Annotated in this window: 24 protein-coding genes; 18 read left to right on the top strand and 6 right to left on the bottom strand. The window is 67.7% G+C overall.

What is annotated here, in order from left to right:
* From NF4_RS35020 to nuoN, 12 genes are all read left to right on the top strand, one after another.
* Positions 1–555, top strand: coding sequence for a NuoB/complex I 20 kDa subunit family protein (locus NF4_RS35020; protein ID WP_030519466.1), 555 nt, complete (start codon positions 1–3; stop codon positions 553–555).
* Positions 552–1,277, top strand: a complete 726-nt coding sequence (locus tag NF4_RS35015; RefSeq protein ID WP_063131685.1) for an NADH-quinone oxidoreductase subunit C — start codon at positions 552–554, stop codon at positions 1,275–1,277. Before NF4_RS35020 ends, NF4_RS35015 begins: the two co-directional genes overlap by 4 nt.
* Positions 1,277–2,662, top strand: a complete 1,386-nt coding sequence (locus NF4_RS35010) for an NADH-quinone oxidoreductase subunit D (RefSeq protein ID WP_084533819.1) — start codon at positions 1,277–1,279, stop codon at positions 2,660–2,662. The genes NF4_RS35015 and NF4_RS35010 overlap by 1 nt, the downstream gene beginning before the upstream one ends.
* A gap of 64 nt (positions 2,663–2,726) precedes the next feature.
* Positions 2,727–3,440, top strand: coding sequence for an NADH-quinone oxidoreductase subunit NuoE (gene nuoE / locus NF4_RS35005; protein WP_063131684.1), 714 nt, complete (start codon positions 2,727–2,729; stop codon positions 3,438–3,440).
* Entirely contained in the window at positions 3,437–4,765 is a 1,329-nt protein-coding gene (nuoF, locus tag NF4_RS35000) for an NADH-quinone oxidoreductase subunit NuoF (RefSeq protein ID WP_063131683.1), read from the top strand. The genes nuoE and nuoF overlap by 4 nt, the downstream gene beginning before the upstream one ends.
* The gene (locus NF4_RS34995) at positions 4,762–7,218 is read left to right on the top strand and encodes an NADH-quinone oxidoreductase subunit G (protein ID WP_063131682.1); all 2,457 of its coding nucleotides are present in this window, start codon (positions 4,762–4,764) and stop codon (positions 7,216–7,218) included. The genes nuoF and NF4_RS34995 overlap by 4 nt, the downstream gene beginning before the upstream one ends.
* Positions 7,211–9,028: an NADH-quinone oxidoreductase subunit NuoH gene (gene nuoH, locus NF4_RS34990; RefSeq protein WP_063131681.1), complete on the top strand. Its 1,818-nt coding sequence runs from the start codon at positions 7,211–7,213 to the stop codon at positions 9,026–9,028. The genes NF4_RS34995 and nuoH overlap by 8 nt, the downstream gene beginning before the upstream one ends.
* The gene (locus NF4_RS34985; protein ID WP_063131680.1) at positions 9,025–9,876 is read left to right on the top strand and encodes an NADH-quinone oxidoreductase subunit J; all 852 of its coding nucleotides are present in this window, start codon (positions 9,025–9,027) and stop codon (positions 9,874–9,876) included. The genes nuoH and NF4_RS34985 overlap by 4 nt, the downstream gene beginning before the upstream one ends.
* Positions 9,873–10,172, top strand: coding sequence for an NADH-quinone oxidoreductase subunit NuoK (nuoK, locus tag NF4_RS34980; RefSeq protein ID WP_030519458.1), 300 nt, complete (start codon positions 9,873–9,875; stop codon positions 10,170–10,172). The genes NF4_RS34985 and nuoK overlap by 4 nt, the downstream gene beginning before the upstream one ends.
* A 1-nt stretch (position 10,173) precedes the next feature.
* Positions 10,174–12,060 (top strand): NADH-quinone oxidoreductase subunit L, encoded by a 1,887-nt coding sequence (nuoL, locus tag NF4_RS34975; RefSeq protein WP_063131679.1) that lies wholly within the window; start codon positions 10,174–10,176, stop codon positions 12,058–12,060.
* Entirely contained in the window at positions 12,057–13,679 is a 1,623-nt protein-coding gene (locus NF4_RS34970; RefSeq protein WP_063131678.1) for an NADH-quinone oxidoreductase subunit M, read from the top strand. The genes nuoL and NF4_RS34970 overlap by 4 nt, the downstream gene beginning before the upstream one ends.
* Positions 13,669–15,291, top strand: coding sequence for an NADH-quinone oxidoreductase subunit NuoN (gene nuoN / locus NF4_RS34965; RefSeq protein WP_063131710.1), 1,623 nt, complete (start codon positions 13,669–13,671; stop codon positions 15,289–15,291). Before NF4_RS34970 ends, nuoN begins: the two co-directional genes overlap by 11 nt.
* Positions 15,292–15,308: 17 nt before the next feature.
* Here the strand turns inward: nuoN and NF4_RS34960 are convergent, their stop codons facing one another.
* Positions 15,309–15,533: a hypothetical protein gene (locus tag NF4_RS34960; protein WP_063131677.1), complete on the bottom strand. Its 225-nt coding sequence runs from the start codon at positions 15,531–15,533 to the stop codon at positions 15,309–15,311.
* A 369-nt stretch (positions 15,534–15,902) separates the two neighbouring features.
* Between NF4_RS34960 and NF4_RS34955 the strand changes: the two genes are divergently transcribed.
* Entirely contained in the window at positions 15,903–16,460 is a 558-nt protein-coding gene (locus NF4_RS34955) for a MarR family winged helix-turn-helix transcriptional regulator (protein ID WP_063814805.1), read from the top strand.
* Positions 16,453–18,093 (top strand): MDR family MFS transporter, encoded by a 1,641-nt coding sequence (locus NF4_RS34950; protein WP_063131676.1) that lies wholly within the window; start codon positions 16,453–16,455, stop codon positions 18,091–18,093. The genes NF4_RS34955 and NF4_RS34950 overlap by 8 nt, the downstream gene beginning before the upstream one ends.
* Positions 18,094–18,215: 122 nt before the next feature.
* Here NF4_RS34950 and NF4_RS34945 read toward each other — a convergent pair whose 3' ends face one another.
* The 3 genes from NF4_RS34945 to NF4_RS34935 form a co-directional block, all read right to left on the bottom strand.
* Positions 18,216–18,521, bottom strand: a complete 306-nt coding sequence (locus NF4_RS34945; protein ID WP_063131709.1) for a hypothetical protein — start codon at positions 18,519–18,521, stop codon at positions 18,216–18,218.
* Between the two features lie 201 nt (positions 18,522–18,722).
* The gene (locus NF4_RS40360; protein ID WP_198165594.1) at positions 18,723–19,052 is read right to left on the bottom strand and encodes a hypothetical protein; all 330 of its coding nucleotides are present in this window, start codon (positions 19,050–19,052) and stop codon (positions 18,723–18,725) included.
* 73 nt (positions 19,053–19,125) lie between these two features.
* On the bottom strand, positions 19,126–21,063 hold the full coding sequence (locus tag NF4_RS34935; protein WP_063131674.1) for a potassium transporter Kup: 1,938 nt from the start codon (positions 21,061–21,063) through the stop codon (positions 19,126–19,128).
* Positions 21,064–21,318: 255 nt separating this feature from the next.
* Here NF4_RS34935 and NF4_RS38365 point away from each other — a divergent pair, with 255 nt between their 5' ends.
* The 4 genes from NF4_RS38365 to NF4_RS34920 all read left to right on the top strand — a co-directional run bounded on the left by NF4_RS38365 (position 21,319) and on the right by NF4_RS34920 (position 23,293).
* Complete coding sequence (locus tag NF4_RS38365; RefSeq protein ID WP_157120769.1) at positions 21,319–21,522, top strand: hypothetical protein; 204 nt, start codon at positions 21,319–21,321, stop codon at positions 21,520–21,522.
* A gap of 140 nt (positions 21,523–21,662) precedes the next feature.
* Entirely contained in the window at positions 21,663–22,694 is a 1,032-nt protein-coding gene (gene corA / locus NF4_RS34930; RefSeq protein WP_063131673.1) for a magnesium/cobalt transporter CorA, read from the top strand.
* An 18-nt stretch (positions 22,695–22,712) separates the two neighbouring features.
* Positions 22,713–22,967, top strand: a complete 255-nt coding sequence (locus tag NF4_RS34925; RefSeq protein ID WP_063131672.1) for a hypothetical protein — start codon at positions 22,713–22,715, stop codon at positions 22,965–22,967.
* A complete protein-coding gene (locus tag NF4_RS34920; protein ID WP_063131671.1) occupies positions 22,964–23,293 on the top strand; it encodes a hypothetical protein in 330 nt (109 codons plus the stop codon). The genes NF4_RS34925 and NF4_RS34920 overlap by 4 nt, the downstream gene beginning before the upstream one ends.
* Before the next feature lie 14 nt (positions 23,294–23,307).
* Here the strand turns inward: NF4_RS34920 and NF4_RS38360 are convergent, their stop codons facing one another.
* Together NF4_RS38360 and NF4_RS38355 are read right to left on the bottom strand one after the other, a co-directional pair.
* Positions 23,308–23,511 carry a hypothetical protein gene (locus NF4_RS38360; protein WP_157120768.1) on the bottom strand — a complete coding sequence of 68 codons (204 nt, stop codon included), beginning with the start codon at positions 23,509–23,511 and terminating at the stop codon, positions 23,308–23,310.
* A gap of 131 nt (positions 23,512–23,642) precedes the next feature.
* Positions 23,643–24,722, bottom strand: a complete 1,080-nt coding sequence (locus tag NF4_RS38355; protein ID WP_157120767.1) for a hypothetical protein — start codon at positions 24,720–24,722, stop codon at positions 23,643–23,645.
* Positions 24,723–25,024 lie beyond the last annotated feature (302 nt).

The following is a 25,024-nucleotide window of genomic DNA, read 5'->3' as shown; positions in this document are numbered from 1 at the left end:
ATGGGTTTGGAAGAGAAACTGCCCAGTGGTTTCGTGCTCAGCACGGTCGAAGCCATGGCGGGGTACATGCGCAAGGGCTCGGTGTGGCCGGCCACCTTCGGTCTGGCCTGCTGCGCGATCGAGATGATGGCCACCGGCGGTGGCAGATTCGATTCGGCGCGTTTCGGCATGGAGGTCTTCCGTGCCTCACCGCGGCAGGCCGATCTGATGATCGTGGCCGGCCGGGTCAGCCAGAAGATGGCGCCCGTGCTCCGCCAGGTCTACGACCAGATGACCGAACCGAAATGGGTGCTGGCGATGGGGGTGTGCGCCTCCTCCGGCGGCATGTTCAACAACTACGCCATCGTGCAGGGCGTGGACCATGTGGTCCCCGTCGATATCTACCTACCGGGTTGTCCGCCACGCCCGGAGATGCTGCTCAACGCCATCCTCGCACTGCACGAGAAGATCCAGGCGACCCCGATGGGTGTGAACCGGACCGAGGCGATCCGCGCCGCCGAAGCGGCGGCGCTGGCGGCCACCCCGACCATCCGGATGGAAGGTCTGCTGCGATGAGCACCGAGGACCCCGGCTCCACCGACAGCCGCGCCGTGGAACCCGAACAGCCGATCGGTCCCGAGGACGAGGTCATCGGGATGCGCCGGGGTATGTTCGGGATCTCCGGCAGCGGCGACACCTCCGGCTACGGCGGCCTGGTCCATCGGGTCGCGCTCCCCGGCGGCAGCGCGCCGCCCTATGGGAGCTATTTCGACACCGTCGTCGACCTGCTGCGCGCGGCCCTGGCATCCGGTGCCGGGTTCGATGCCGCGATCGAGAAGGTCGTGGTGGACCGCGGCGAATTGACCCTGCACGTGGAGCGCGACCACCTGGTCGCGGTGGCGCGGGCGCTGCGCGACGATCCCGCGCTGCGGTTCGAGCTGTGCCTCGGGGTGAGCGGCGTGCACTACCCGGACGAATCCGACCGGGAGTTGCGCGCGGTCTATCACCTGAACTCGATCACGCACGGACGCCGGCTACGGCTCGAGGTGTCCGCCCCGGACACCGACCCGCACATCCCGTCGCTGTACCGCGTGTATCCGACCTGCGACTGGCACGAACGGGAGACCTACGACTTCTTCGGAATCCTGTTCGACGGGCATCCCTCACTGACCCGCATCACCATGCCCGACGACTGGCGCGGTCACCCGCAGCGCAAGGACTACCCGCTGGGCGGGATACCGGTCGAGTACAAGGGCGCGCGGATACCGCCGCCCGATGAGCGGAGGGCATACAGCTGATGAGCGAGATCGATTACCGGCCCGGAGTCTCCGGTGGGCCGGACAGCGACGACTCCCGGGCCGCCCACACTGCGCCCGGCCACAGCGGTGCGGACCCCACCGAACACGTACTGACGGTCGCCGGGCAGGACTGGGACGAGGTCGCCGACGCCCTGCGCGGCGCGGGCGAGGAACGCATCGTCGTCAATATGGGCCCGCAGCATCCGTCCACGCACGGGGTGCTGCGGCTCATCCTCGAGATCGAGGGCGAAACCGTGGTCGAGGCCCGGTGCGGTATCGGCTACCTGCACACCGGTATCGAGAAGAACCTCGAGTTCCGCACCTGGGCCCAGGGCGTCACCTTCGTCACCCGGATGGACTATCTGTCCCCGTTCTTCAACGAGACCGCCTTCTGCCTCGGGGTGGAGCGGCTGCTGGGCATCACCGACGACATCCCCGAACGCGCCACCGTGATCCGGGTGCTGCTGATGGAGCTCAACCGCATCTCCTCGCATCTGGTGGCGCTGGCGACCGGGGGTATGGAGCTGGGGGCGCTGACCCCGATGCTGTTCGGCTTCCGGGAACGCGAACTGATCCTCGACGTCTTCGAGAACATCACCGGCCTGCGGATGAACCACGCGTTCATCCGGCCCGGCGGCATCGCCCAGGACCTGCCCGGCGACGCGGTCGCCAAGATGCGCGACCTCTTGACGCTGATGCCGAAACGGTTGCGGGACATGGAGCATCTGCTCACCCACAATCCGATCTTCAAGGCGCGCACCCAGAACATCGGCTACCTCGATCTGACCGGCTGTATCGCGCTCGGCGTCACCGGGCCGGTCCTGCGCTCCACCGGTCTGCCGCACGATCTGCGCAAGGCCATGCCCTACTGCGGGTACGACACCTACGAATTCACCGTCCCCACCACCGACACCTGTGACTGCTACGGCCGCTACCTCATCCGGATCGAGGAGATGAAGCAGTCGCTGGCGATCGTGGAACAGTGCCTGGACCGTTTGCGGCCCGGTCCGGTGATGGTGGCAGACAAGAAGATCGCCTGGCCCGCGGACCTGGAACTGGGCGCCGACGGGCTGGGTAATTCACCACAGCACATCGGCAAGATCATGGGGACCTCGATGGAGGGGCTCATCCACCACTTCAAGCTCGTCACCGAGGGTATCCGGGTGCCCCCGGGGCAGGTCTACGCGGCGGTGGAGTCGCCGCGCGGCGAGCTCGGCGTCCATATGGTCAGCGACGGTGGCACGCGACCCTACCGCGTGCACTATCGCGATCCCTCCTTCACCAACCTGCAGGCCGTGGCGGCGATGTGCGAAGGCGGCATGGTCGCCGATGTGATCGCGGCCGTCGCCAGCATCGATCCGGTGATGGGCGGTGTGGACCGTTGAGACGATACCTCCGCCCACGCTGCGGTCTCCGCGGGACGCATGTACCGGCTTCGAAAGAGGTTGTATGACCGAGATTCTCTTGCGGCTGAGTTCTCGGCCGCAGCCCTACCCGGCGGATGTTCGTGCCCGGCTCGAGCCGGACGCGAAGGAGATCATCGCCCGGTACCCGCAGCCCCGCTCGGCGCTGCTACCGCTGCTCCACCTGGTGCAGTCGGAAGAAGGCTATGTCAGCAGTACCGGGATCGAGTTCTGCGCGGAGTTGCTCGGGCTCACCGGCGCCGAGGTGACCGCGGTCGCCACCTTCTACTCCATGTACCGGCGCACCCCCACCGGCGACTACCACGTGGGCGTCTGCACCAACACCCTGTGCGCGGTCCTCGGAGGCGATGCCATCCTCGCGGAACTGCGTGAGCATCTGGGGATCGCGCACGGGGAGACCACCGACGACGGCGCGATCACCCTCGAGCACATCGAATGCAACGCGGCCTGCGATTACGCACCGGTGATCATGGTGAACTGGGAGTTCTTCGACAACCAGACCCCGGAATCGGCCCGCGAACTGGTGGACGCACTCCGCGACGGCCGTACCGTCACCCCGACCCGCGGCGCGCCGCTGTGTACCTTCCGGGACACCGCGCGGGTACTCGCCGGGTTCCCGGACACCCGGCCCGGCGTACTCGACGGAGAACCCGGCGCCCCGACGCTCACCGGTCTGGACACCGCGCGCGAGCAGGGTATGCGGGCACCCGAGGTACCGGACGAGGACGGTGCCCGATGACCCTGACGCCCGTCCTCAGCAAGTACTGGGATCTGCCGAATTCCTGGACCCTCGACACCTACCGGGCCCACGAGGGATACGAAGCCCTGCCGATCGCGCTCGCCATGACGCCGGACCAGGTGATCACCACGGTCAAGGACGCCGGCCTGCGCGGCCGCGGCGGGGCCGGGTTCCCGACCGGTATGAAATGGGGTTTCATCCCGCAGGGCCCCGAACCCGACGGCTCGACGAAACCGCACTACCTGGTGGTGAACGCGGACGAATCCGAACCGGGCACCTGCAAGGACATCCCGCTCATGCTCGCGGCACCGCATTCGCTCATCGAAGGCGTGATCATCGCCGCCTATGCCATTCGCGCCGCGCACGCCTTCATCTATCTGCGCGGTGAGGTGGTGCCAGTACTGCGCCGGCTGCAGGCCGCGGTCGCCGACGCCTACGCCGCCGGGCTGCTGGGCCGCGATATCCTCGGCTCCGGCTACGATCTGGAGCTCACCGTGCACGCCGGCGCCGGCGCCTATATCTGCGGTGAGGAGACCGCCCTGCTGGATTCGCTGGAGGGCAGGCGCGGACAGCCCCGGTTGCGCCCGCCGTTTCCGGCGGTCGCGGGTCTGTACGCCAGCCCGACTGTGGTGAACAATGTCGAATCCATCGCCAGTGTGCCGCCCATCATCCGCAACGGCCCGGCCTGGTTCCGCTCCATGGGCAGCGAGAAATCACCCGGTTTCACGCTGTACTCACTGTCCGGGCATATCGCCCGGCCCGGCCAATACGAGGCGCCGCTCGGCATCACCCTGCGTGAGCTGCTCGGGTACGCGGGCGGGGTCCGCGCGGGCCGGTCCCTCAAGTTCTGGACGCCCGGCGGTTCCTCGACACCGCTGTTCACCGCCGAACATCTCGATGTACCACTGGACTACGAGAACGTCATGGCGCAGGGTTCGATGCTGGGCACCAAAGCACTGCAGATCTTCGACGACACCACCTGCGTGGTCCGTGCGGTGCTGCGCTGGACCGAGTTCTACGCCCACGAATCCTGCGGTAAGTGCACCCCGTGCCGGGAGGGGACGTACTGGCTGGTCCAGCTGCTCACCCGGCTCGAATCAGGCCAGGGCACACCCGCCGACCTGGACAAACTCCTGGATATCGCCGACAACATCAACGGCAAGTCCTTCTGCGCGCTCGGCGACGGTGCGGCCAGCCCCATCGTGTCCTCGCTGAAGTACTTCCGCGACGAATACCTCGCGCATATGACGCACGGCGGCTGCCCGTTCGATCCGGCCCGCGCGACCGCCTGGGCCGGCTCCGCGGCCGGAGAGGGGATCCGATGACCGCCACCGTCCGTACCGATTCCGCCGATCTGCAGCCGGCCGACCTGGTCACCGTCACGATCGACGGCACCACGGTCAGTGTCCCGGCCGGCACCCTGCTCATCCGCGCCGCCGAACTGATCGGTATCCAGATCCCCCGGTTCTGCGATCACCCACTGCTCGCCCCGGTCGGCGCCTGCCGGCAGTGCCTGGTGGAGGTGGAGGGCCAGCGTAAACCCGTGGCGTCCTGCACCATGACGGTCACCGAGGGCATGGTGGCGCACACCCAACTCGATTCCGCGGTCGCGGCGAAAGCGCAGCAGGGTGTGATGGAACTGCTGCTGATCAACCATCCGCTGGACTGCCCGGTCTGCGACAAGGGCGGGGAGTGCCCGCTGCAGAACCAGGCCATGTCCACCGGGCGGTCGGAGAGCCGGTTCGACGGGGAGAAGCGCAAGTACCCGAAACCGATTCCACTGTCGACCGCGGTCCTGCTCGATCGTGAACGGTGCGTGCTGTGCGCACGCTGCACCCGTTTCTCCCAGCAGATCGCCGGGGACCCGTTCATCGAACTGCTCGACCGCGGCGCGCTCCAGCAGGTCGGGACCGCCGCGCACGAACCCCTCGATTCGTACTTCTCCGGTAACACCGTGCAGATCTGCCCGGTCGGCGCTCTCACCGGTACCAGCTACCGGTTCCGGGCCCGCCCGTTCGACCTGGTTTCCAGCCCTAATATCTGTGAGCACTGCGCCTCCGGTTGCGCCCAGCGCACCGACCACCGGCGCGGGAAGGTCATGCGCCGCCTGGCCGGCGACGATCCCGAGGTCAACGAGGAATGGAACTGCGACAAGGGACGCTGGGCGTTCGCCTACACCGGTGAACGCGATCGGATCACCGGCCCGCTGCTGCGCGGTGCCGACGGAGCGCTGGCACCGTGCTCATGGTCCGAAGCACTCGCGGCCGCCGCGCGCGGTCTGCGCGCCGGTGTGGGTAACGCGGCGGTGCTGCCCGGCGGCCGGATCACCGAGGAGGAGGCGTACGCGTACGCCAAATTCGCGCGGACGGTGCTGGGCACCAACGATATCGACTTCCGTGCCCGGGCCCAGACCGCGGAGGAAGCGGAGTTCCTGGGCGCCTGGGTCGCCGGACACACCGGCACTGTCACCTATGACAGTCTGGCTGCCGCACCGGTCGTGCTCCTGGCGGGGTTCGAACCGGAGGAGGAATCACCCATCGTCTATCTGCGGCTGCGCAAAGCGGCCCGGACCCACGGGGTGCCGGTCTTCTCGATCGCCGCCTACGCGTCGCGCGGCCTGGAACGGATGGCGGGCACCCTCGTCCCGGCGGTCCCCGGCAGCGAGGCCCAGATCCTCACCGAGCTGATCGAACCCGGCTCCGAGCCCGGCCCGGCCCGGCTGCTGCGGGAACCCGGCGCGGTGATCCTGGTCGGCGAACGACTGGCGACAGCCCCCGGTGCGCTCTCCGCGGCGATCCGCCTCGCCGCCGATACCGGCGCCGCACTCGCCTGGGTGCCGCGGCGGGCCGGCGAACGCGGCGCGGTGGAGGCCGGCGCGCTGCCCGGCCTGCTCCCCGGTGGACGGCCCGTCACCGACCCCGAGGCCCGGCGGCAGGTGGCCGAGATCTGGGGTGTCACCGACCTTCCCGACCAACCGGGCCGCGATACCGCGTCGGTTCTCGACGGCACCGCGACGGTGGGCACCCTGGTGGTCGGCGGTATCGAACTCGCCGACCTGCCCGATCCCGCCGCGGCGCGGGCCACCCTGCGGGCCGCCGATTTCGTGATCTCGCTGGAACAACGGCACAGCGAGGTCACCGCGTACGCCGACGTGGTGTTCCCGGTGGCCACGGCGATGGAGAAATCCGGCACCTTCCGCACCTGGGAGGGCCGCCCACGTCCGTTCGCCGCGGCGCTCACCGACAGCACCGTGCGCCGCACCGCCGCGCCGCTGTCGGATCTGCGGGTGCTGCACAGTCTGGCGGCGGAAGTGGGTGTGGCGCTCGGTCTCCCCGATACCGCCGCCGCGCGGGCCGAACTCGACCGTCTCGGCCCGTGGACCGGCGCCACGGTCGCGCCCCCCACACGGCCGGCCGCGCCGCCCGTCCGCCCCGAACCCGGCACCGCGGTGCTGACGAGCTGGCGGATGCTGCTGGACCAGGGGCGGATGCAGGACGGCGAACCGAATCTGGCCGGTATCGCGCGCCCACCGGTGGCCAGATTGTCGGCGACCACGGCCGCGGAAGTGGGCGCCACCGACGGCGCTCCGGTCACCGTGACGACCCCTTACGGCGCGGTGACCCTGCCGCTGGCCGTCACCGAGATGCCGGACCGGGTGGTATGGCTGCCCATGAACTCACCCGGGTGCTCGATCCACACCGATCTCGGCGCCCGACCGGGCGACGTCGTGACCCTACGGCGCGCCGACCAGCGGACGGAGGCATCCGACCATGACTGATCTGTCCCTCTTCGGTCACGACGCGCTGTGGCTGGTCGCCGCCAAAGCCGTCGCCGTTTTCGTATTCCTGTTGCTGACCGTGCTGTTCGGCGTGCTGATCGAACGCAAGGTCGTGGCCTGGATGCAGATGCGGGTCGGGCCCAACCGCGTGGGGCCCAAGGGGTTGCTGCAGAGCGCCGCCGACGGCGTGAAGATGGCGTTCAAAGAAGATATCGTCCCCGCGATCGTGGACAAACCCATCTTCGTGCTCGCGCCGATCATCTCGGTCGTCTCGGCCGTGCTGGCCTTCGCCGTGATCCCGTTCGGGCCGGAGGTCTCGATCCTGGGGCAGCGGACCGCCCTGCAGCTCACCGATCTACACGTTGGTGTCCTCTATATCCTTGCGGTCACCTCGATCGGTGTGTACGGGATCGTGCTGGCCGGCTGGGCCTCGGGTTCCACCTATCCGCTGCTGGGCGGTCTGCGCTCCACCGCGCAGGTGATCTCCTACGAGATCTCCATGGCGCTCTGCTTCGGGGCGGTGTTCCTGCTCGGCGGCACCATGGCGACATCCGGCATCGTCGCCGCCCAGCAGCCCACCTGGTATGTGTTCCTGCTGTTGCCCTCGTTCCTCATCTACTGCATCTCCATGGTCGGGGAGACCAACCGGGCACCGTTCGACCTGCCCGAGGCCGAGGGCGAACTCGTCGGCGGGTTCCACACCGAGTACTCCTCGCTGAAGTTCGCGATGTTCATGCTCGCCGAATACGTGAACATGGCCACGGTCTCGGCGCTGGCGACCACCATGTTCCTCGGCGGCTGGCGCGCCCCGTTCCCGGTCAACCTGTGGGAGGGCGCGAATTCGGGCTGGTGGCCGCTGCTGTGGTTCACCGCCAAGGTCTGGATGTTCCTGTTCGTGTTCATCTGGCTGCGCGGTACGCTGCCGCGGCTGCGCTACGACCAGTTCATGAACCTGGGCTGGAAACTGCTCATCCCGACCTCGCTGGCCTGGGTGATGGTGGTGGCCACCGCCCGGGTCCTCGATCTCGAGGGCTATCCCGTGCGCACCCCGATCCTGGTGATCGGCGGCCTGCTGCTCACCGGGCTACTGATCGGGTTGTTCCTCCGGGCCGGGAACGCCCCGGCCACCGCGCCGGAATTCGGTCCCGAAGACGATCTCCCGGTGGGAAACGCGCCACCGGGCACGCCGAGCGGGGGTCAGGTCTTCCTGGGATTCCCGACCCCGCCGCTGCCGGAGCGGACCTCGACCATCACCTCCTCCCCCGGACTCCTCGAACCGCTGGCGGGTTTCGCGGTCACCGCGCTCACCATGTTCAAGAAGCCCAATACCGAGTTCTATCCCGAGGAGAAGGTCCCCACCGCGCCCCGCTATCACGGACGCCACCAGCTCAACCGGCATCCCGACGGGCTGGAGAAGTGCATCGGCTGCGAGCTGTGCGCCTGGGCCTGCCCGGCCGACGCGATCTACGTCGAAGGCGCCGACAACACCGACGAGGAGCGCTTCTCCCCCGGTGAACGCTACGGGCGGGTGTACCAGATCAACTATCTGCGCTGTATCGGCTGCGGCCTGTGCATCGAGGCGTGCCCGACCCGGGCCTTGACGATGACCAACGAGTACGAAATGACCGACGACAACCGCGCCGATCTCATCTACGAGAAGGACCGGTTGCTCGCCCCGCTGGCCCCGGAGATGCAGGCCCCGCCGCACGAGATGCAACCGGGCAGCACCGAAGCCGACTACTACCTCGGCCGGGTAGGTCCCGCGGCACAGCGGCCCACCGCCGATACCGCGCCGGGAGGTAACCGATGATCGGCACCGAATCGGCCCTGCTGGCCGCGGCCCCGCTGACCGACGCCGGAACCGGTGAAACGGTGCAGTTCTGGATCCTCGCCCCGCTGGCGGTACTCGGCGCGCTCGGTATGGTCTTCGCGGCCAAGGCCGTGCACTCGGCGATCTGCCTGGCCGCCACCATGATCACGCTGGCGGTGTTCTACATCGCCCAGGACGCGCTCTTCCTCGGCGTCGTGCAGATCGTGGTGTACACCGGAGCGGTCATGATGCTGTTCCTGTTCGTCCTGATGCTGGTCGGAGTCGATTCGGCGGAATCGCTGCGGGAGACGCTGCGCGGGCAGCGGATCGCCGCCGGGGTGGTCGGCGTCGGCTTCGGGGTCCTGCTGTGCACGGGTATCGCGCACGGGGTCCGCAATTCCGGAATCGAATTCCCCGCCGCCGGTTTCCCGGGTCGTGACGTGATCGGCGCCCTGGCCGAACTGATCTTCGTACGCTACGTCTGGGCCTTCGAACTCACCGGCGCACTGCTGATCGCCGCCACCATCGGTGCCATGTTGCTGGCCCACCGGGAGCCGTTCGGTCCGAAACTCGGCCAGCGGGAACTGTCACGCCGGCGGTTCCGCGACGCCGGGCACCGGCCCACCCCGCTGCCCACCCCCGGCGTCTACGCCCGGCACAACGCGGTGGACATCCCGGCGCGGCTACCGGACGGATCGTTCGAGGAGCTGTCGGTCTCGACCATTCTGCGGCACCGCCGCACCCAGGCACTCACCGATGCCGCGGTGCTCTCGGTCGGCTCCGCGCCGGCCCCGGGATCCGACGACGCCCGCACCGCCCGCCCGGCCGACGAGGAAGGTATCCGGTGAATCCCGAGAACTATCTGTTCCTGTCCGCGCTACTGTTCACCATCGGCGCCGCGGGCGTGCTGTTGCGGCGTAACGCGATCATCGTCTTCATGTGCATCGAGCTCATGCTCAACGCGGTAAACCTCGCGTTCGTCACCTTCGCGCGGATGCACGCGAACCTCGACGGCCAGGTCTTCGCCTTCTTCACCATGGTGGTCGCCGCGGCCGAGGTCGTGGTCGGTCTGGCCATCATCGTCACCATTTTCCGCGCCCGCCGCTCGACCTCGGTCGACGACGCCAACCTGCTGAAGTTCTGACGTGGATACCGCAACGCTGTGGCTGCTGCCCGCCCTGCCCCTCGCCGGCGCCGCCGTACTGCTGCTCACCGGGCGTCGCTCCGACGCATGGGGTCATCTGCTCGCCACCGTGACCGCGCTGGCCTCCTTCGTGGTGGCGGTGATCGCCTTCGCCGGGATGCTCGGCCGGGACGGCGCCGATCGCGCGGTGGCGCTGGATCTGTTCAGCTGGGTACCGATAGCCGGACTCCAGGTCGACTTCGGGCTCGCGCTGGACCAGCTGTCGATCTGTTTCGCCCTGCTCATCACCGGCGTCGGCTCGCTCATCCACATCTACTCCGTCGGATATATGAGCCACGATCCCGGCCGCCGCCGGTTCTTCGCCTACCTGAACCTGTTCCTCGCGGCCATGCTGCTGCTGGTGCTGGCGAACAACTATCTGGTGCTGTACCTGGGCTGGGAGGGCGTCGGTCTGGCCTCGTATCTGCTGATCGGGTTCTGGTACCACAAACCGTCGGCGGCCACGGCCGCCAAGAAGGCGTTCGTGGTCAACCGGGTCGGCGATATGGGCCTGGCCATCGCCATGATGATCATGTTCGCCACCTTCGGGTCCCTCGATTTCGGTGCGGTGTTCACCGCGGCCCCCGGGGCGAGCGACGCGACACTCACTGCCGTCGGCCTGTTCCTGCTGCTGGCCGCCTGCGGTAAATCCGCCCAGGTGCCACTGCAATCGTGGCTCGGCGACGCCATGGAGGGCCCCACCCCGGTATCAGCGCTCATCCACGCGGCCACCATGGTCACCGCGGGTGTGTACCTGATCGCCCGCTCGAACCCCCTCTACGATCTCGCGCCCACCGCCCGGACCGCGGTGGTGGTGGTCGGCGCGGTGACCCTGCTGTTCGGCGCGATCATCGGTTGCGCCAAGGACGACATCAAGAAGGCGCTGGCCGCCTCCACCATGAGCCAGATCGGCTACATGGTGCTGGCCGTCGGCCTCGGTCCCGCGGGATACGCGGTGGCCATCATGCATCTGCTGACCCACGGCTTCTTCAAGGCGGGCCTGTTCCTCGGGGCGGGTTCGGTCATGCACGCCATGGACGACGAAACCGATATGCGGCGGTACGGCGGATTGCGCACCCTGCTGCCGATCACCTACCTCACCTTCGGTCTCGGGTATCTCGCCATCATCGGTGTCCCGCCGTTCGCCGGGTTCTTCTCCAAGGACCGCATCATCGAAGCGGCCTTCGCCGCCGAAGGCGCCGCCGGCCCGATCCTGGGCACCGTCACTCTGCTGGGCGCCGGCCTCACCGCCTTCTATATGACGCGGGTGATGCTGCTGACCTTCTTCGGCGAACGCCGCTGGAAGCCCGATACCCACCCGCACGAATCCCCTGCCGTGATGACGGGCCCGATGATCCTGCTGGCGCTCGGGTCGGTCGGCGCCGGAGCGGTTTTCGTCTGGGGGTCCTCACTACAGAACTGGCTGGCACCGGTCGTCGGCGAGCACCACGGTGAACCGATCCTGCCGGTCCCGGTGATCACCGGGCTCGCCCTCGCGGTGGTCGCGGCGGGCGTCGCGGTCGCCTACCGGCAGTACGGGCGCAGCGCGGTGCCCGACAGCGCACCGCAGGAGGTGACCGCACTGACCTTCGCGGCGCGGCGCGATCTCTACGGGGACGCCGTCAACGAGGCCGCCTTCATGCGGCCCGGCCGCCACCTGACCCGCGCCCTGGTCTTCCTCGACAGCCGCGGTATCGACGGTCTCGTCAACGGCACCGCCGCGGTTATCGGCGGTCTGTCCGCGCGGGCCCGCCGGATCCAGACCGGTTTCGTCCGTTCGTATGCCCTGTCCATGTTCACCGGCGCGGCCCTGGTGGCCGCAGCCCTGCTGGCCGTGAGGATCTGGTGAGCGCCGTGCCCTGGTTGTCCGTGCTCTGGCTGTTGCCCCTGGTGGGCGCGGCGGTCGTACTCCTGCTGCCGGCCGCGCAGCGACTACTGGCCCGCTGGGTCGGCCTGCTGTTCACCGTGGCCACCTTCGGTGTGGCGCTGGGGGTGGCGGCGGCCTTCCAACCCGGTGGCGAGCAGTTCCAGTTCGTCGAATCCCGCACCTGGATACCGGCGTTCGGTGCCGGATACACCCTCGGCGTGGACGGGATCGCGCTGGTTCTGGTACTGCTCACCGCCGGTCTGGTCCCGCTGCTCGTCGTCGCCGGCTGGCACGACGACCGCGAGGTCGGCACCGGGAAACGGGTGGCACACACCTACATCGCGCTCACCCTCTTGGTGGAGGCGATGGTGCTGGTGTCCTTCCTGTCCCTGGACATCCTGCTGTTCTACGTGTTCTTCGAGGCCATGCTGATCCCGATGTACTTCCTCATCGGCGGTTTCGGGCCACGCACCGACAACGCGCAGGTCCGGCAGCAGCGTTCCCGCGCCGCGGTGAAGTTCCTGCTGTACAACCTGTTCGGCGGCCTGATCATGCTCGCCGCGGTGATCGGCCTCTATGTACTCACCGTCCAGCAGGACCTCGGCGCGGACGGCGCCGGAACCTTCGACCTGCGCACCGTGGTCGCGGCCGCCAACTCCGGGCAGCTCGGCGCCGGACCGGCGGTGCTCAACGCCCTGTTCCTCGGTTTCATGTTCGCGTTCGCGGTCAAGGCGCCGCTGTGGCCGCTGCACACCTGGCTGCCGGACGCCGCCGTCTCCGCGACCCCGGCGAGCGCGGTGCTGATGATGGCGGTGGTCGACAAGGTCGGCACCTTCGGCATGCTGCGCTACTGCCTGCTGCTGTTCCCCGCCGCGGTCGACACCTATGCGCCGCTGGTGATCACGCTGGCCGTGATCGGCATCCTCTACGGTGCGCTGCTGGCCATCGGCCAGACCGATGTGATGCGACTCATCGCCTACACCTCTATCTCGCACTTCGGCTTCATCGTGCTCGGTATCTTCGCCATGACCAGCCAGGCCCAGACCGGCGCGACTCTGTACATGGTCAATCACGGGCTGTCCACGGCGGCACTGTTCCTGGTGGCCGGTTTCCTGGTGTCGCGGCGCGGCAGCCGGCTCATCGCCGACTACGGCGGAGTCCAGAAGGTGGCGCCGGTGCTGGCCGGATCGTTCTTCATCGCCGGCCTGGCCACGCTCTCCCTGCCCGGACTCGCCCCGTTCGTCAGCGAATTCCTGGTCCTGATCGGCACATTCAGCAGGTATCAGGTAGCCGCGGTGATCGCCGCCGCCGCGCTGGTCCTGGCGGCGATCTATGTGCTGTGGCTGTACCAGCGGATGATGACGGGGCCGGTCCGCGAGGGCAGCGAACACATCCGGGACCTGGTGCCGCGCGAACTCGTGGTCGTGGTGCCGCTGCTCGGCGCCCTGATCTTCTTCGGTCTCTATCCGAAACCGGTACTGGACTTCATCGATCCCGCGGTGAACCAGACCCTCACCACGGTCGGCAGTGTCGATCCCGCACCGCCGGTCCCGGCCCGGCCGGAGGCGGCGAACCCCGGAGGTGTGCGTCATGAGCGCTGAGTTGTCCGCCGGCACGGTCCTGGCCGCGACCGTACCGGCGCCGAGTATCGAATACCACGTGCTGGCGCCGATCCTCATCGTGTTCGGCGCGGCGGTGGTGGGCGTGCTGGTGGATGCGTTCTTCCCGCGCCCGTGGCGGTATCTCGCGCAGCTGGTACTGACCCTGGTGGCCCTGGGGGCCGCGCTGGTCGCCGTGCTGCTGCTGTCCGGGACCGCGACGACGGCAGCGGTCGGCGCGGTCGCGGTCGACGGGGTCACCCTTTTCCTCCAGGGCACCCTGCTGATCGTCGGCATCCTGTCGGTGCTGTTCGTCGCCGAACGCGGGCCGCTGCCCCGGCCGCGCTCCGGGCCGGGTACCTGGAGCCGCGCCGCCGCGGCCGCCGACTACGGGATGGACGCGTTCACCCCGCAGGCCTCCGCCGTCCCGGGCAGCGGGGCCGAGCGGTCGGCCGCGACCGCGGGCATCACACCCACCGAGGTCTTCCCGCTGTTGCTGCTGGCGCTGGGCGGCCTGCTGCTGTTCCCGGCCGCCAACGATCTGCTCACCATGTTCGTCGCGCTGGAGGTGCTCTCGCTGCCGCTGTACCTGCTGTGCGGTCTGGCCCGGCGGCGCCGGCTGCTCTCGCAGGAGGCGGCGCTCAAGTACTTCCTGCTGGGCGCGTTCTCCTCGGCTTTCTTCCTGTACGGGGTCGCGCTGCTCTACGGCCAGACCGGAACGGTCCGCCTCGCCGGAATCGCCGACGCGCTCGCCGCCGAGACCGGCGCGCCCACCCTGGCGCTGCTGGGTGTGGCCATGCTGGCCGTGGGTCTGCTGTTCAAGATCGGCGCGGTGCCGTTCCAGGCGTGGGTGCCCGATGTGTATCAGGGCGCGCCGACACCGATCACCGCGTTCATGGCGGCGGCGACCAAGATCGCCGCGCTGGGTGCCCTGCTGCGCGTGCTGTCCGTGGGTGTCGCGGAGATCGCCGGAGACTGGCGGCCGGTGCTGGCCGCCGTCGCCGTGGCCACCATGGTGGTCGGCGCGATCCTGGCGATCACACAGACCGATATGAAGCGGATGCTCGCCTATTCGTCCATCGCGCATACCGGCTTCCTGCTCACCGCGCTGGCCGCCGCCGACGACCGCGGCATCGCCGCGACCCTGTTCTATCTGTTCGTCTACGGCCTTGGCACCCTGGGCGCCTTCGCGATCGTGAGCATGGTGCGCGACGCCGACGGGACGGAGGCGACAGCGCTGTCGCGCTGGGCCGGGCTCGGCCGCCGCGCCCCGTGGCTCGCCACCATGTTCGCGCTGCTGCTGCTGTCGTTCGCCGGCATCCCGATCACCGCGGGATTCGTCGCGAAGTTCGCGGTCTTCCAGGCCGCGGCCGGTAGTGACGCCGGTCTGCTGGTAATCGTCGGCGTACTGGCCAGCGCGATCGCCGCGTTCTTCTATATCCGGGTGATCGTGCTGATGTTCTTCACCGATCCGCCGGCCGACCCACCCGAGATCGTCGGTCCGCCCGCCGCGACCACAGTGGCGGGCATCGCGGCACTGACCACCCTGATCTTCGGCATCGTTCCGCAACCCCTGCTGGAGCTCGCCGACCGCGCCGGCGAATTCGTGCGGTAGCCGGGAGTGCCGCCGACTCAGGCTTCCAGACCGCACAGTTTCCGGACCGCCGTGTGCTCGGCCGGGGACAGCCCGGCGGGCCACGCGTTGATCTCGGCCCAGGGCGGATTCGGTTTGGCGCCCGGCGGCGGCGTCTCCCCCATCGACTGGTAGATCACCGACCACAGACAGCGGTAGTTGACCGTCACCGTCGCGGTTTCCGCGCTGCGCAGTCCGCGCTGCCGCAGCATGTCGTAGAACACGCGGTCGCATATCGGCGCCAGCGGGCGGGGATGAGGCCGAAATGCGCTACCAGGTGGAACGAGCCGGGCAGCAGAAAAAGCAGTTGGTGTCCACATGCACATCGCTGGATTCATCGTCCACGGGCGGCCGCGAACCGTCCGGTCGGCACAGGGCCCGCCGGGTGATCACATAAGTCGACCCCGATCGAAACGCGGGGTGACGGTAGCCGCACGCGGTGAACGGCGGCGGAACACGGCGTGTCCCGCGCGCTGTCCGGTCGGCGCACCGTCCCGGCTCCACTGTGGCAATACGCACACTTCACATTTGTTGATTAGCGCAAGCAACAAATTTATAGTTGATTAGCGTAAGCAACTAGATTTGGAGCACGCATGAGAGTTCCCCCCGACACCGCACAGGGCATCCTCGACGAACTGTTCCTCATCAGTCGAGCCCTCCGCCGGTCCCTCGCACAACCGGAGGAGGGCCGGTTGCTGCCGGGCGGGATCAGCGTCCTGGTCAACCTGGAAACGGCCGGTCCGTGCCGGCAGGTCGACCTCGCCACCCAGATAGGTATCAGCGCCTCGGCCATGAGCCGGCACATCACCGAACTGGTCGCCGACGGTTATGTCCTACGCAATACCGATCCCAGCGACGGGCGCGCCATCCGCGTCGAGGTCTCCCCCGCCGGCCACGAACTACTCGCCCGGATCCGGGAATCACGGGTCCGGGGCCTGCAGGAGGTGCTGGCCGACTGGACCGTGGACGACGCCGAACACGCCCACCAGATCCTGCACATACTCCGGAGCCGACTCATCGCCCGGGACAGTCGCCACGCCGCGACCGACAACCAGAAACATCCGCACAGCTCACAGTCCGCGGACACGCAGCGCAGCGTCACCGAAGAACACGAGCCGGAATCGAAAGAGAGTCAGGAAATAGATGTCTAGTCCAGTCGAGGCGGTGACGCGGCAAGACCCTTACGCGATGAGCCACCGTGAGGTTCTCGAATCGCTCACCGGGCTACTGGCCGCTCTGTTCACCGCGCTGCTCAGTACCACGATCGTGGCGACCGCGCTGCCCACGATCATCGGCGATCTACAGGCCTCGCAGACCGCCTACGCATGGGTCATCACCACCGCGCTGCTGGCCAATGCGGCATCCACCCCCATCTGGGGCAAACTCGCCGACCTCTTCAACAAGAAGGTCCTGGTCCAGACGGCCATCGTCATCTTCGTGGCGGGCTCGGTCCTCGCCGGTTTCGCCCACGATGTGACACTGCTGCTGACCGCCCGCGTCGTCCAGGGCATCGGTATGGGCGGTCTGACCGCCCTCGTCGTCGCCATCATCGGCAGTATCGTCGCGCCGCGGGAACGGGGCCGGTACTCCGGCTATATGGGCGCGGTGATGGCGGTCTCCATGTCGGGCGGACCCATTCTCGGCGGTGTCATCGTGGACAGCCCGCTCGGCTGGCGCTGGTGCTTCTTCGTCTGCGTACCACTCGCACTGATCGCGTTGTTCCTACTGCAGCGCACGCTGCGGCTGCCCACCGAACGCAAGGACGACGTGTCCATCGACTGGCTCGGTGCCGTCCTGATGACCGCCGGTGTCTCGATTCTGCTGATCTGGGTCTCCTTCGCGGGGAAGACCGGCTACTACGAGTGGTTCTCCCGGGAATCGCTGCTGTACGTGCCGGCGGGCCTGGCGCTGCTCGCGGCGACCGTATGGGTGGAGGCCCGCGCGAAGTCGCCGATCATGCCACTGCGGATCGTCACCGAGCGCACCACCGGCCTGGCGATCATCGCCTCCGTCGCGGTGGGTATCGGGATGTTCGGCGCCACCACCTTCCTCGGCCAGTACTTCCAGACCTCGCGCGGCTATTCACCGACGATCGCCGGCGTCCTGACCATTCCGATGGTCGCGGGCATGCTCGTCGCCTCGGTGGTCTCCGGCCAGCTGATCACCCGGTTCGGCAAGTGGAAGGGATTCGTCGTCGGTGGCGCCACCCTGCTGGTGGTCGGTTTCGCGCTGCTCTCCGCACTCGACCACGAAACCAACCTGTGGCTGGTCAGCGCGTACATCGCGGTGGTGGGCCTGGGCGTCGGCATGATGATGCAGAACCTGGTGCTGGCCGTGCAGAACACGGTGAGTGTGCGCGATATCGGCGCGGCCTCCAGCAATGTCGCCTTCTTCCGCACCTTCGGCGGCGCCATCGGGGTCTCGGTGCTGGGTTCGGTGCTGGCGACCCGCGTCGGCGAGCTGTCGGCCCAGGGGTTCGCCCGGCTGGGTATCCAGACCGCCTCGGGTGGCGGCAGCAATCTCGACCTGGACAGCCTGCCCGCACCGATCGCCACCATCGTGCGCGCCTCCTACGGCGACGCGACCGGCCGGATCTTCCTGATCGCCGCGTTCGCGGCGGTGGTCGCGCTCCTGGCGACCACGCTGTTGCCGAACCGCCCGCTGCGCCGCACGATCGATATCGACCCCGAACTCGATCCGATGGGCTCCGATGACGAGCCGGACCGGACGGGCGGGGCGGAGTCCGGCGAATTCGCCCGCCGGGAACCCGCGCTGCAGAACTGAGCGAGTACCGCTCCCGTAGGACCCGGGTATCACTGCGATACCCGGGGTCTTCCGTAGGTATCCGGCCGCGGGCGGCCGGATACCCGGTGGCCGATGCCGGGCACCGGGCGCGGCCGTCCCGATCAGCTCCAGAGCACGGCGATCAGCACATTCACGATCGCCAGCCCACCCGCCGCGTCCGGCATCCATGCGGGATCCTTCCCACGCTTGGCGTCGGCCCGGCCCATTTCGGCGAAGGCGGCGACCAGCACGGAGATCACTAGCTTGATCCCGATCTTCACCATGTTCAGGTCTTTGTCCAGGGAGGTCAGTGACTCCGCCATGCCGACCAGCACCACCCCGGTGATGATCTGCGCCCGGGCGCCCCAGACCATCACCTCGTTCACGGTGGGCCGACCGGCGGCATATCCGCCGACCACCGCTGCCATACCGAGCAGATGGGTGACGACCACGACGTTGTAGACGATTTCTGACACGTTCACGTTGCAAGATCCTGCCAAATACGGTGTTTGTAGGGCATTTTGGCACCGATGCGGTGCGGCGAAGCGGTCGCCCGCGCCTACGCAGGTCACGCAGGACGCCCGGCAACAACGTCACCGCCACAGACACATCCGCCGGACTCCCGGGGGTCACCGAAGCCCTGGCCGCCTCAACCGACGCAGTGCCAGCAGGACAGTGAACCGGCTGGTCCGCTCCACCAGTGTGGCGATCGCCGACGGGCGGGAGCCCGTCACCAGATCGCCTTCCCAGTGGCCGGCGATCTGCCGGGTTTCGACCTCGACCGGACGCTCACTGATGGGCACGAGTTCTCGGATCACGCCGCGCCCGTCAGGCCTTCGGGCCCGCTTCGGGTGTCGCATCGGACCTCCGGTGCGCAGCCGCTGTGTCGGGGTGCGGTCGATCGCCGTGCGCCGCGGGTCGAACAGTGCCGGATAGATCGCTTCGTGGGAGATCCGCATCGCCGGGTGGTCGGGCACGGCGCGCGCATCGGCGACTGCCGGCGATCCCGGCCGGCGGGTCGTGGCTACCGCGTCAGACCTCGACCTGCGAGCCCATGATCACGGTCCGCTCACGCGGCAGACCGAAGTAATCGGCGGCGTCGGAGGTGATGAAGGAAGTGGCGATGAACAGGCGTTTACGCCAGGCCGCCATGGTGGCAGCATCGCCTTTCTTCAGTTCGATCTTGGATAGGAAGTAGGAGGCGTCGTCCACCGAGATCGGGCCTTCCGTGTGGGCCGGATCCAGCCCACGCAAGATGTGCGGCACCTGAGGGGTTTCCATGTAGCCGTGATAGATGGTGACGTGGATGATGCCGTCCTCGGTGTATCCGAGCGCGTCGATGTGAACGCGGTCGGGTTCGGCGACACGGGGAACCGGACGAGTGTCCAGCGATAGGATCACGACGTGTTCGTGTAGTACGTGGTTGTGCTCGACGTTGGCGCGCATCGCCAAGGGCGTGGTCCGGCTGCCGCGGTTGAGGAACACGGCGGTGCCGGGGGCCCGGGTCAATGGTGATTCACCATCTCGGAGTCGATCGACGAAGTCACGCAGCGGCCCCTCGGCTTTTTCCCGTGCGGCGGTGACGACGACACGGCCACGGGCCCAGGTGATCATCACAGTGAACGCAGTGAGTCCGATCAGCAGCGGTAGCCATGCACCGTGCACCAGCTTGGTCAGATTCGCCGCCAGGAACAGTGCGTCGATGGCCAGCAGTGGGATCGCGCCGAGCAACACCAGCCACAGCGGGGTGCGCCATTTCGTATGGGCCACGTAGAAGAACAGCAGTGTCGTGATGGTGATGGTGGCGGTCACCGCCATACCGAATGCGTAGGCCAGTGCCGCCGACGACTGGAAGGCGAAGACCAGCGTCAACACCGACACCATGAGCAGCCAGTTGATCCAGGGAACGTAGATCTGACCGATGGTCGATTCGGAGGTGTGGGCGATGCGCAGCCGGGGCAGATATCCCAGCTGCACTGCTTGGGAGGCCACCGAGAAGGCACCGGTGATCACCGCCTGGGAGGCGATCACCGTCGCGGCGGTGGCCAGCAATACCAGCGGTAGCCGCGCCCAGCCGGGTGCGAGCAGGAAGAACGGGCCACTGACTGTGGCAGGGTCGCCCAATATCAATGCGCCTTGCCCGAAATAGCTCAGGGTGCAGGCGGGCAACACCAGCCCCAGCCATCCCCGGGTGATGGCCTTGCGTCCGAAATGGCCCATATCGGCGTACAGTGCCTCGGCGCCGGTGACCGCGAGGACGATGGCAGCGAGGGCGAAGAACGCGATGTGGAAATGCCCGATGGCGAAACCCAGCGCATAGGTCGGCGACAGAGCTTTCAGGATTTCTGGATGATGGATGATCTCCGCGACGCCGAGGGCGCCGATTGCCAGGAACCACAGGATCATCACCGGCCCGAACAATCGCCCCACCGCGGCGGTGCCGCGGCGCTGCACAGCGAACAGGGCGATGATGATCACCACCGTGATCGGGATGATCAGGTTCTCCAGGTCGGGTTCGACGATCTTCAGTCCCTCCACCGCGGAAAGCACCGAGATGGCGGGCGTGATCATGCTGTCGCCGAAGAACAGAGCGGCACCGAAGATTCCGACCCCGGCCAGCACCGCGGCTGCACGGCGGTCCCGCGTTCCGCCGAGACGCCGCAGCAGCGTGATCAATGCCATGATCCCGCCTTCACCATCGTTGTCGGCGCGCATCACCAACGAGATGTAGGTAAGGGTGACTATGACCATCACCGACCAGAAGATCAGCGACACCACCCCGTAGACATTCGCCGTGCCGACCGGCACCGGATGCGGATCCTCCGGATTGAACACCGTCTGCAAGGTATAGATCGGACTGGTGCCGATATCACCGAACACCACACCCAGCGCACCCACCACCACCGCGGCACGCACCGGGTCGCGACCCGCGGTGTGCGCCGACGTACCGGACTGTGTCTCGGTCACCATCTGTCCTGCTCCTCCTCGACAGGGCACGCGCAATATCGTGCCCTGGTGAACCGCAAGCCTGCGCCGGCGATCCCCCGCACGCACGCCGGGCGGGTGTCCCCATGGCCCTGCGGACACGGCGGTCGCCTCATTCAGCCAGACAGTGCCCCGCAACACCAGCAGCCCGGCGTTCGGATTCCGTAAGGATTCCGGTCCCGGGGCCGAGCGGAGAGCACAGTGAACCCATCATCCATTCGGACTCTGGGAGGCATCACCATGCCGCCACGACAGGTGTTACGACCTTTTCTGGCCAGGTACCGCTACAGCGGACCACTACTGACCCTCGTGTTCGCGGTGGCCGCCTTCCTCGCCGGTGTCGGGGAAGCCGGTGGTGGCTGGGCGATCGCGGCACCACTCGCTCTGGGCGCATTCGCCGCAGCCGTGGTGTGCCTGGGCTGGGACCTATGGCTACACCCCTGACTCTCCGACACCCGCGCCCCGCGACGGGGTTGCCCGGCGGCCTATCCGGCCGCACAACCGCCGACTGTGCGCTGCCCACGGGCTGCTTCTAGGCTCGCAGAGTGTTGGTTGACCCGAATAGTGGCAGTAGCCGGTCGAAGATGTCGCTGAAGCGGATCCCCGTGCCGGCGGCACGGGCGGTCGTGGACTGCGGCATCTACCGTGACGGGCAACGGCTGGCAGGCCGGTTCGGTTTCGCCGAGGCCCTGGCACAGGTCCGCGACAACGACAGCGGCGAAGACGGGTTCGTGTGGCTGGGCCTGCACGAACCCGATATCGACCAGATGAGTGAGGTCGCCGCCGTCTTCGGGCTCCACCCACTGGCTGTGGAAGATGCCGTGGCCGGGCGGCAACGCCCGAAGCTGGAACGCTACGACGACACCCTGGTGTTCGGAATGCGGACCGTGGCCTACGTCGAGCACGATATGCACACCTCCAGCGAGATCGTGCTCACCGGAGAAATACTGATCTTCCTCGGCACCGACTTCGTCGTCGCCGTCCGCCACGGCGAGCATTCCGGTTTGCGGGCCGTCCGAGCGGACCTGGAATCCGACCCCGAACGACTGCGGCTCGGCCCCGGCGCGGTATTGCACGCCATCGCCGACCACGTCGTCGACACCTACCTCGATGTCGTTCAGGAAATCGAAACCGATGTCGAGGAGATGGAGCAGGAAGTGTTCACCCCACGCTCCCGCCTCACCATCGAATCGATCTATCAGCTCAAACGCGAAATCGTGGAACTGCGCCGCTCGGTGATACCGCTGGCCCTGCCACTGCAGATGCTCACCCGGCCCGAATCCGGCCTGAACAAAGAGATACGCCGCTACCTGCGAGATGTCACCGACCACCACACCACCGCCGCCGAACGCGTCCACGACTTCGACGACGCACTCTCCGCGCTGATCAGCGCAACCCTGGCCCGTATCGCGGTGCGGCAGAACACCGATATGCGAAAAATCTCCGCGCTGGTCGCCCTCGCCGCTGTCCCCACCATGATCGCCGGGATCTACGGCATGAACTTCGAGCACATGCCCGAACTCAAACAGGTCTGGGGCTACCCCACCGTACTGGCGGTGATGGTACTGACCTGCAGCGGATTGGTCGTGATGTTCCGCCGCAACGGCTGGCTCTAGTAAATCCCGCTGTACCCTGTGCTGCACGGTTTCTTGCCCGCACCGGCCACAGGCGAAGCGCTGCATTCGATCCTCTTCTTCGGTGGTAACGGGCTGGCCGGTCACCTGGCCGTGCTCGCCGCCGGCGCCGGTATCGCGCTACTGGTCACACTCGGGATCGATGTGATCAAACGGCGCCGCAATCCCGATGCCGCGCCCCCGCGCGGTACTCACCGAACCGGACCAGCCGCTGCGGTCCCGCCCTTGACCCCGGTGGTGCCGTCGATCCGGTGAAGCGCGGCTCCTTGGCAGAGGGCGGTCAACAGAATCCGATCACAGAAGATCCGCAGGCGCGGGATCCGGGTGAACATGTCCTCTCGATCGCGCCGCGCGAACTCGGCGAGCCTATCCAGGTGCTCATCGGTTATGGGCTCGTACGAGCGTTCGCAGACCTCATGTTCTTCGGCCACAACGCCACTGTAGGGCCGAGGCAGATGTCGGGGACCGGATTTCTACGGGCCGGGATTTCAGGATTCGCCGCAGGAGCCGAAGAAACGGCATTCGATGAGCACCACTGGCTCCCGTCCCTGTTCGGCCAGCCGTTGGAGCTCGACCGGTGAGGTATGGGTGAGCATCAGCTCAGGTCGACTTCACGGGGTGGCGTTCGCTCCCGTAGGTCGGTGAACGCCTCGACATCTTTTGGTGTGAGGCCGAACTCGCGGGCGGCCGCGACGAGTCTGGACCCGAGCCCGGCAGGGTATTCGGTCACTGCCTCGGTGGCTGCGCAGGCGGGTTCCTTCTGTCTGTCGTGCTCGTTGTACCGGTGTGCGTTAGCCACGCATGCTCCTGGTGGATTATCGTCGACCGGTCGATGCCCGGTGACGAACACTGCGGCCCGCAGCCGCGATACATCACCTCTATAGGGGCTCAGGCAACTGGCGGAGAGCGCGATAGCCCTCGGCGCTTCCCTCATGCCGTGCAGCCGTCCCTTAACAGAATGCCGCCAGCCCGTTGTGTTGTGGTGGCAACCGGGCTGGCGGCGGGAGTCGGGCAGGTTATCCGTGAGGGCGCTGCCGTGCCGTCGATTCTACGGCGCTCGTTGCCTGTTGAGGGTGGTTTTCGAGTATTCGGCCTGCGGGACTGATGCGGGCTGGGGCAGTCTCCAGGAGGGAACCGGTAGTCGTAGACCAGGCCAGGACAGCGTAGCGATTGCGGCGCCCGCGAGGACCGCGAGCGTGATGAGAACGAGCCGATGCGCCCCGGAACCGCCGCCGTACTGGATGATCGCGCCCAGATTCCACAGGGTGTGCACGGCGATGAGGGCCAGGAGGGCGCGGTAGCGGTAGTAGACGTAGACGGCCGTCGCTCCCCAGAACAGCGCGCCTGCGGCCGGCCAGATGCCTGATAGAGGTGAATCGCTCCGCGGCCGGCCGCGGAGATGGTGATGGCGAGCGCTAGCGCCACCGCGCCCCGGGTGTTGGTGGTCCAGCGCACCGGCAGCGCGGAAAGTACCAGGACCGGCAGCGCGGCGAAGAACGGCTCCTCAAGGGCGCCGGCGAGCAAGATCCGGATTCCGGCCAAGCGGCCAGGATCGGAGTCGGGTTCTCCGGCGCGTGCCGCCGCGCCGGGTCCATTGAAAGCCAGGGCAGCGATCAGCGCCGCCGCGGCGAAGATTCCCGCCGCGTAGAGCCAGCGCCGCGGATGGGATTCCGGTGGGTTCGGCAAACGGTGCAGGGGGCTGGCGCCGTGTACCCGTGTGATCGCGAGAGCGATCCCGGCGAGGGCGAGGCTTTGAATCAGAATTGTGACGATGGTCGTGGTCAGCGCGGTTTGCGCCCCGACCGCGGCATCCGCGGTGTCCGCTGGCCCTGCCCCGCCGCGAGATATCGCCAGATAGTCCGAGACCGAGTCGGTCATGATCAGCGTCCAGTAGACCGCGGTGTAGAGCGCAAGAGCGACCCCTGTCGAGACGGCCAGTACTCGTAGCAGGTAGGCGCCCGCGCCGAGGACGGCACTGGTGCGGTGCGAGTCGGGGTTGCCCTGTTCCATATCGACGATTGAACCGTTCGGAGGTTTCTGGCGACCCCGGGTGTCACACGGCCGGTGTGCCATGTCACCGCATTTCGGGCCCGACACTGCGGTAGCTCGTTGTCGCCGAACCGAGGCGGCCAGGGCTACTCGCGCCCTTCGCCTCACGGGTCGCGTGGGCGGTCGTGCTTGCGCCCACGGCCCTCCGCGCACACGGCCGCGGCGTAGGTGTGTCCGTGGTGGCCATCGGTGTCCAGAGTGTGAGGAGTAGGACAGGACCCCGAAGCCACGGGCCCGGTCCGACCCTGGGCGCCGAACCGCAC

It is taken from the genome of Nocardia fusca NBRC 14340, assembly GCF_001618425.1.
GTDB lineage: Bacteria > Actinomycetota > Actinomycetes > Mycobacteriales > Mycobacteriaceae > Nocardia > Nocardia fusca.
This window is presented reverse-complemented; position numbering and strand designations above follow the sequence as displayed.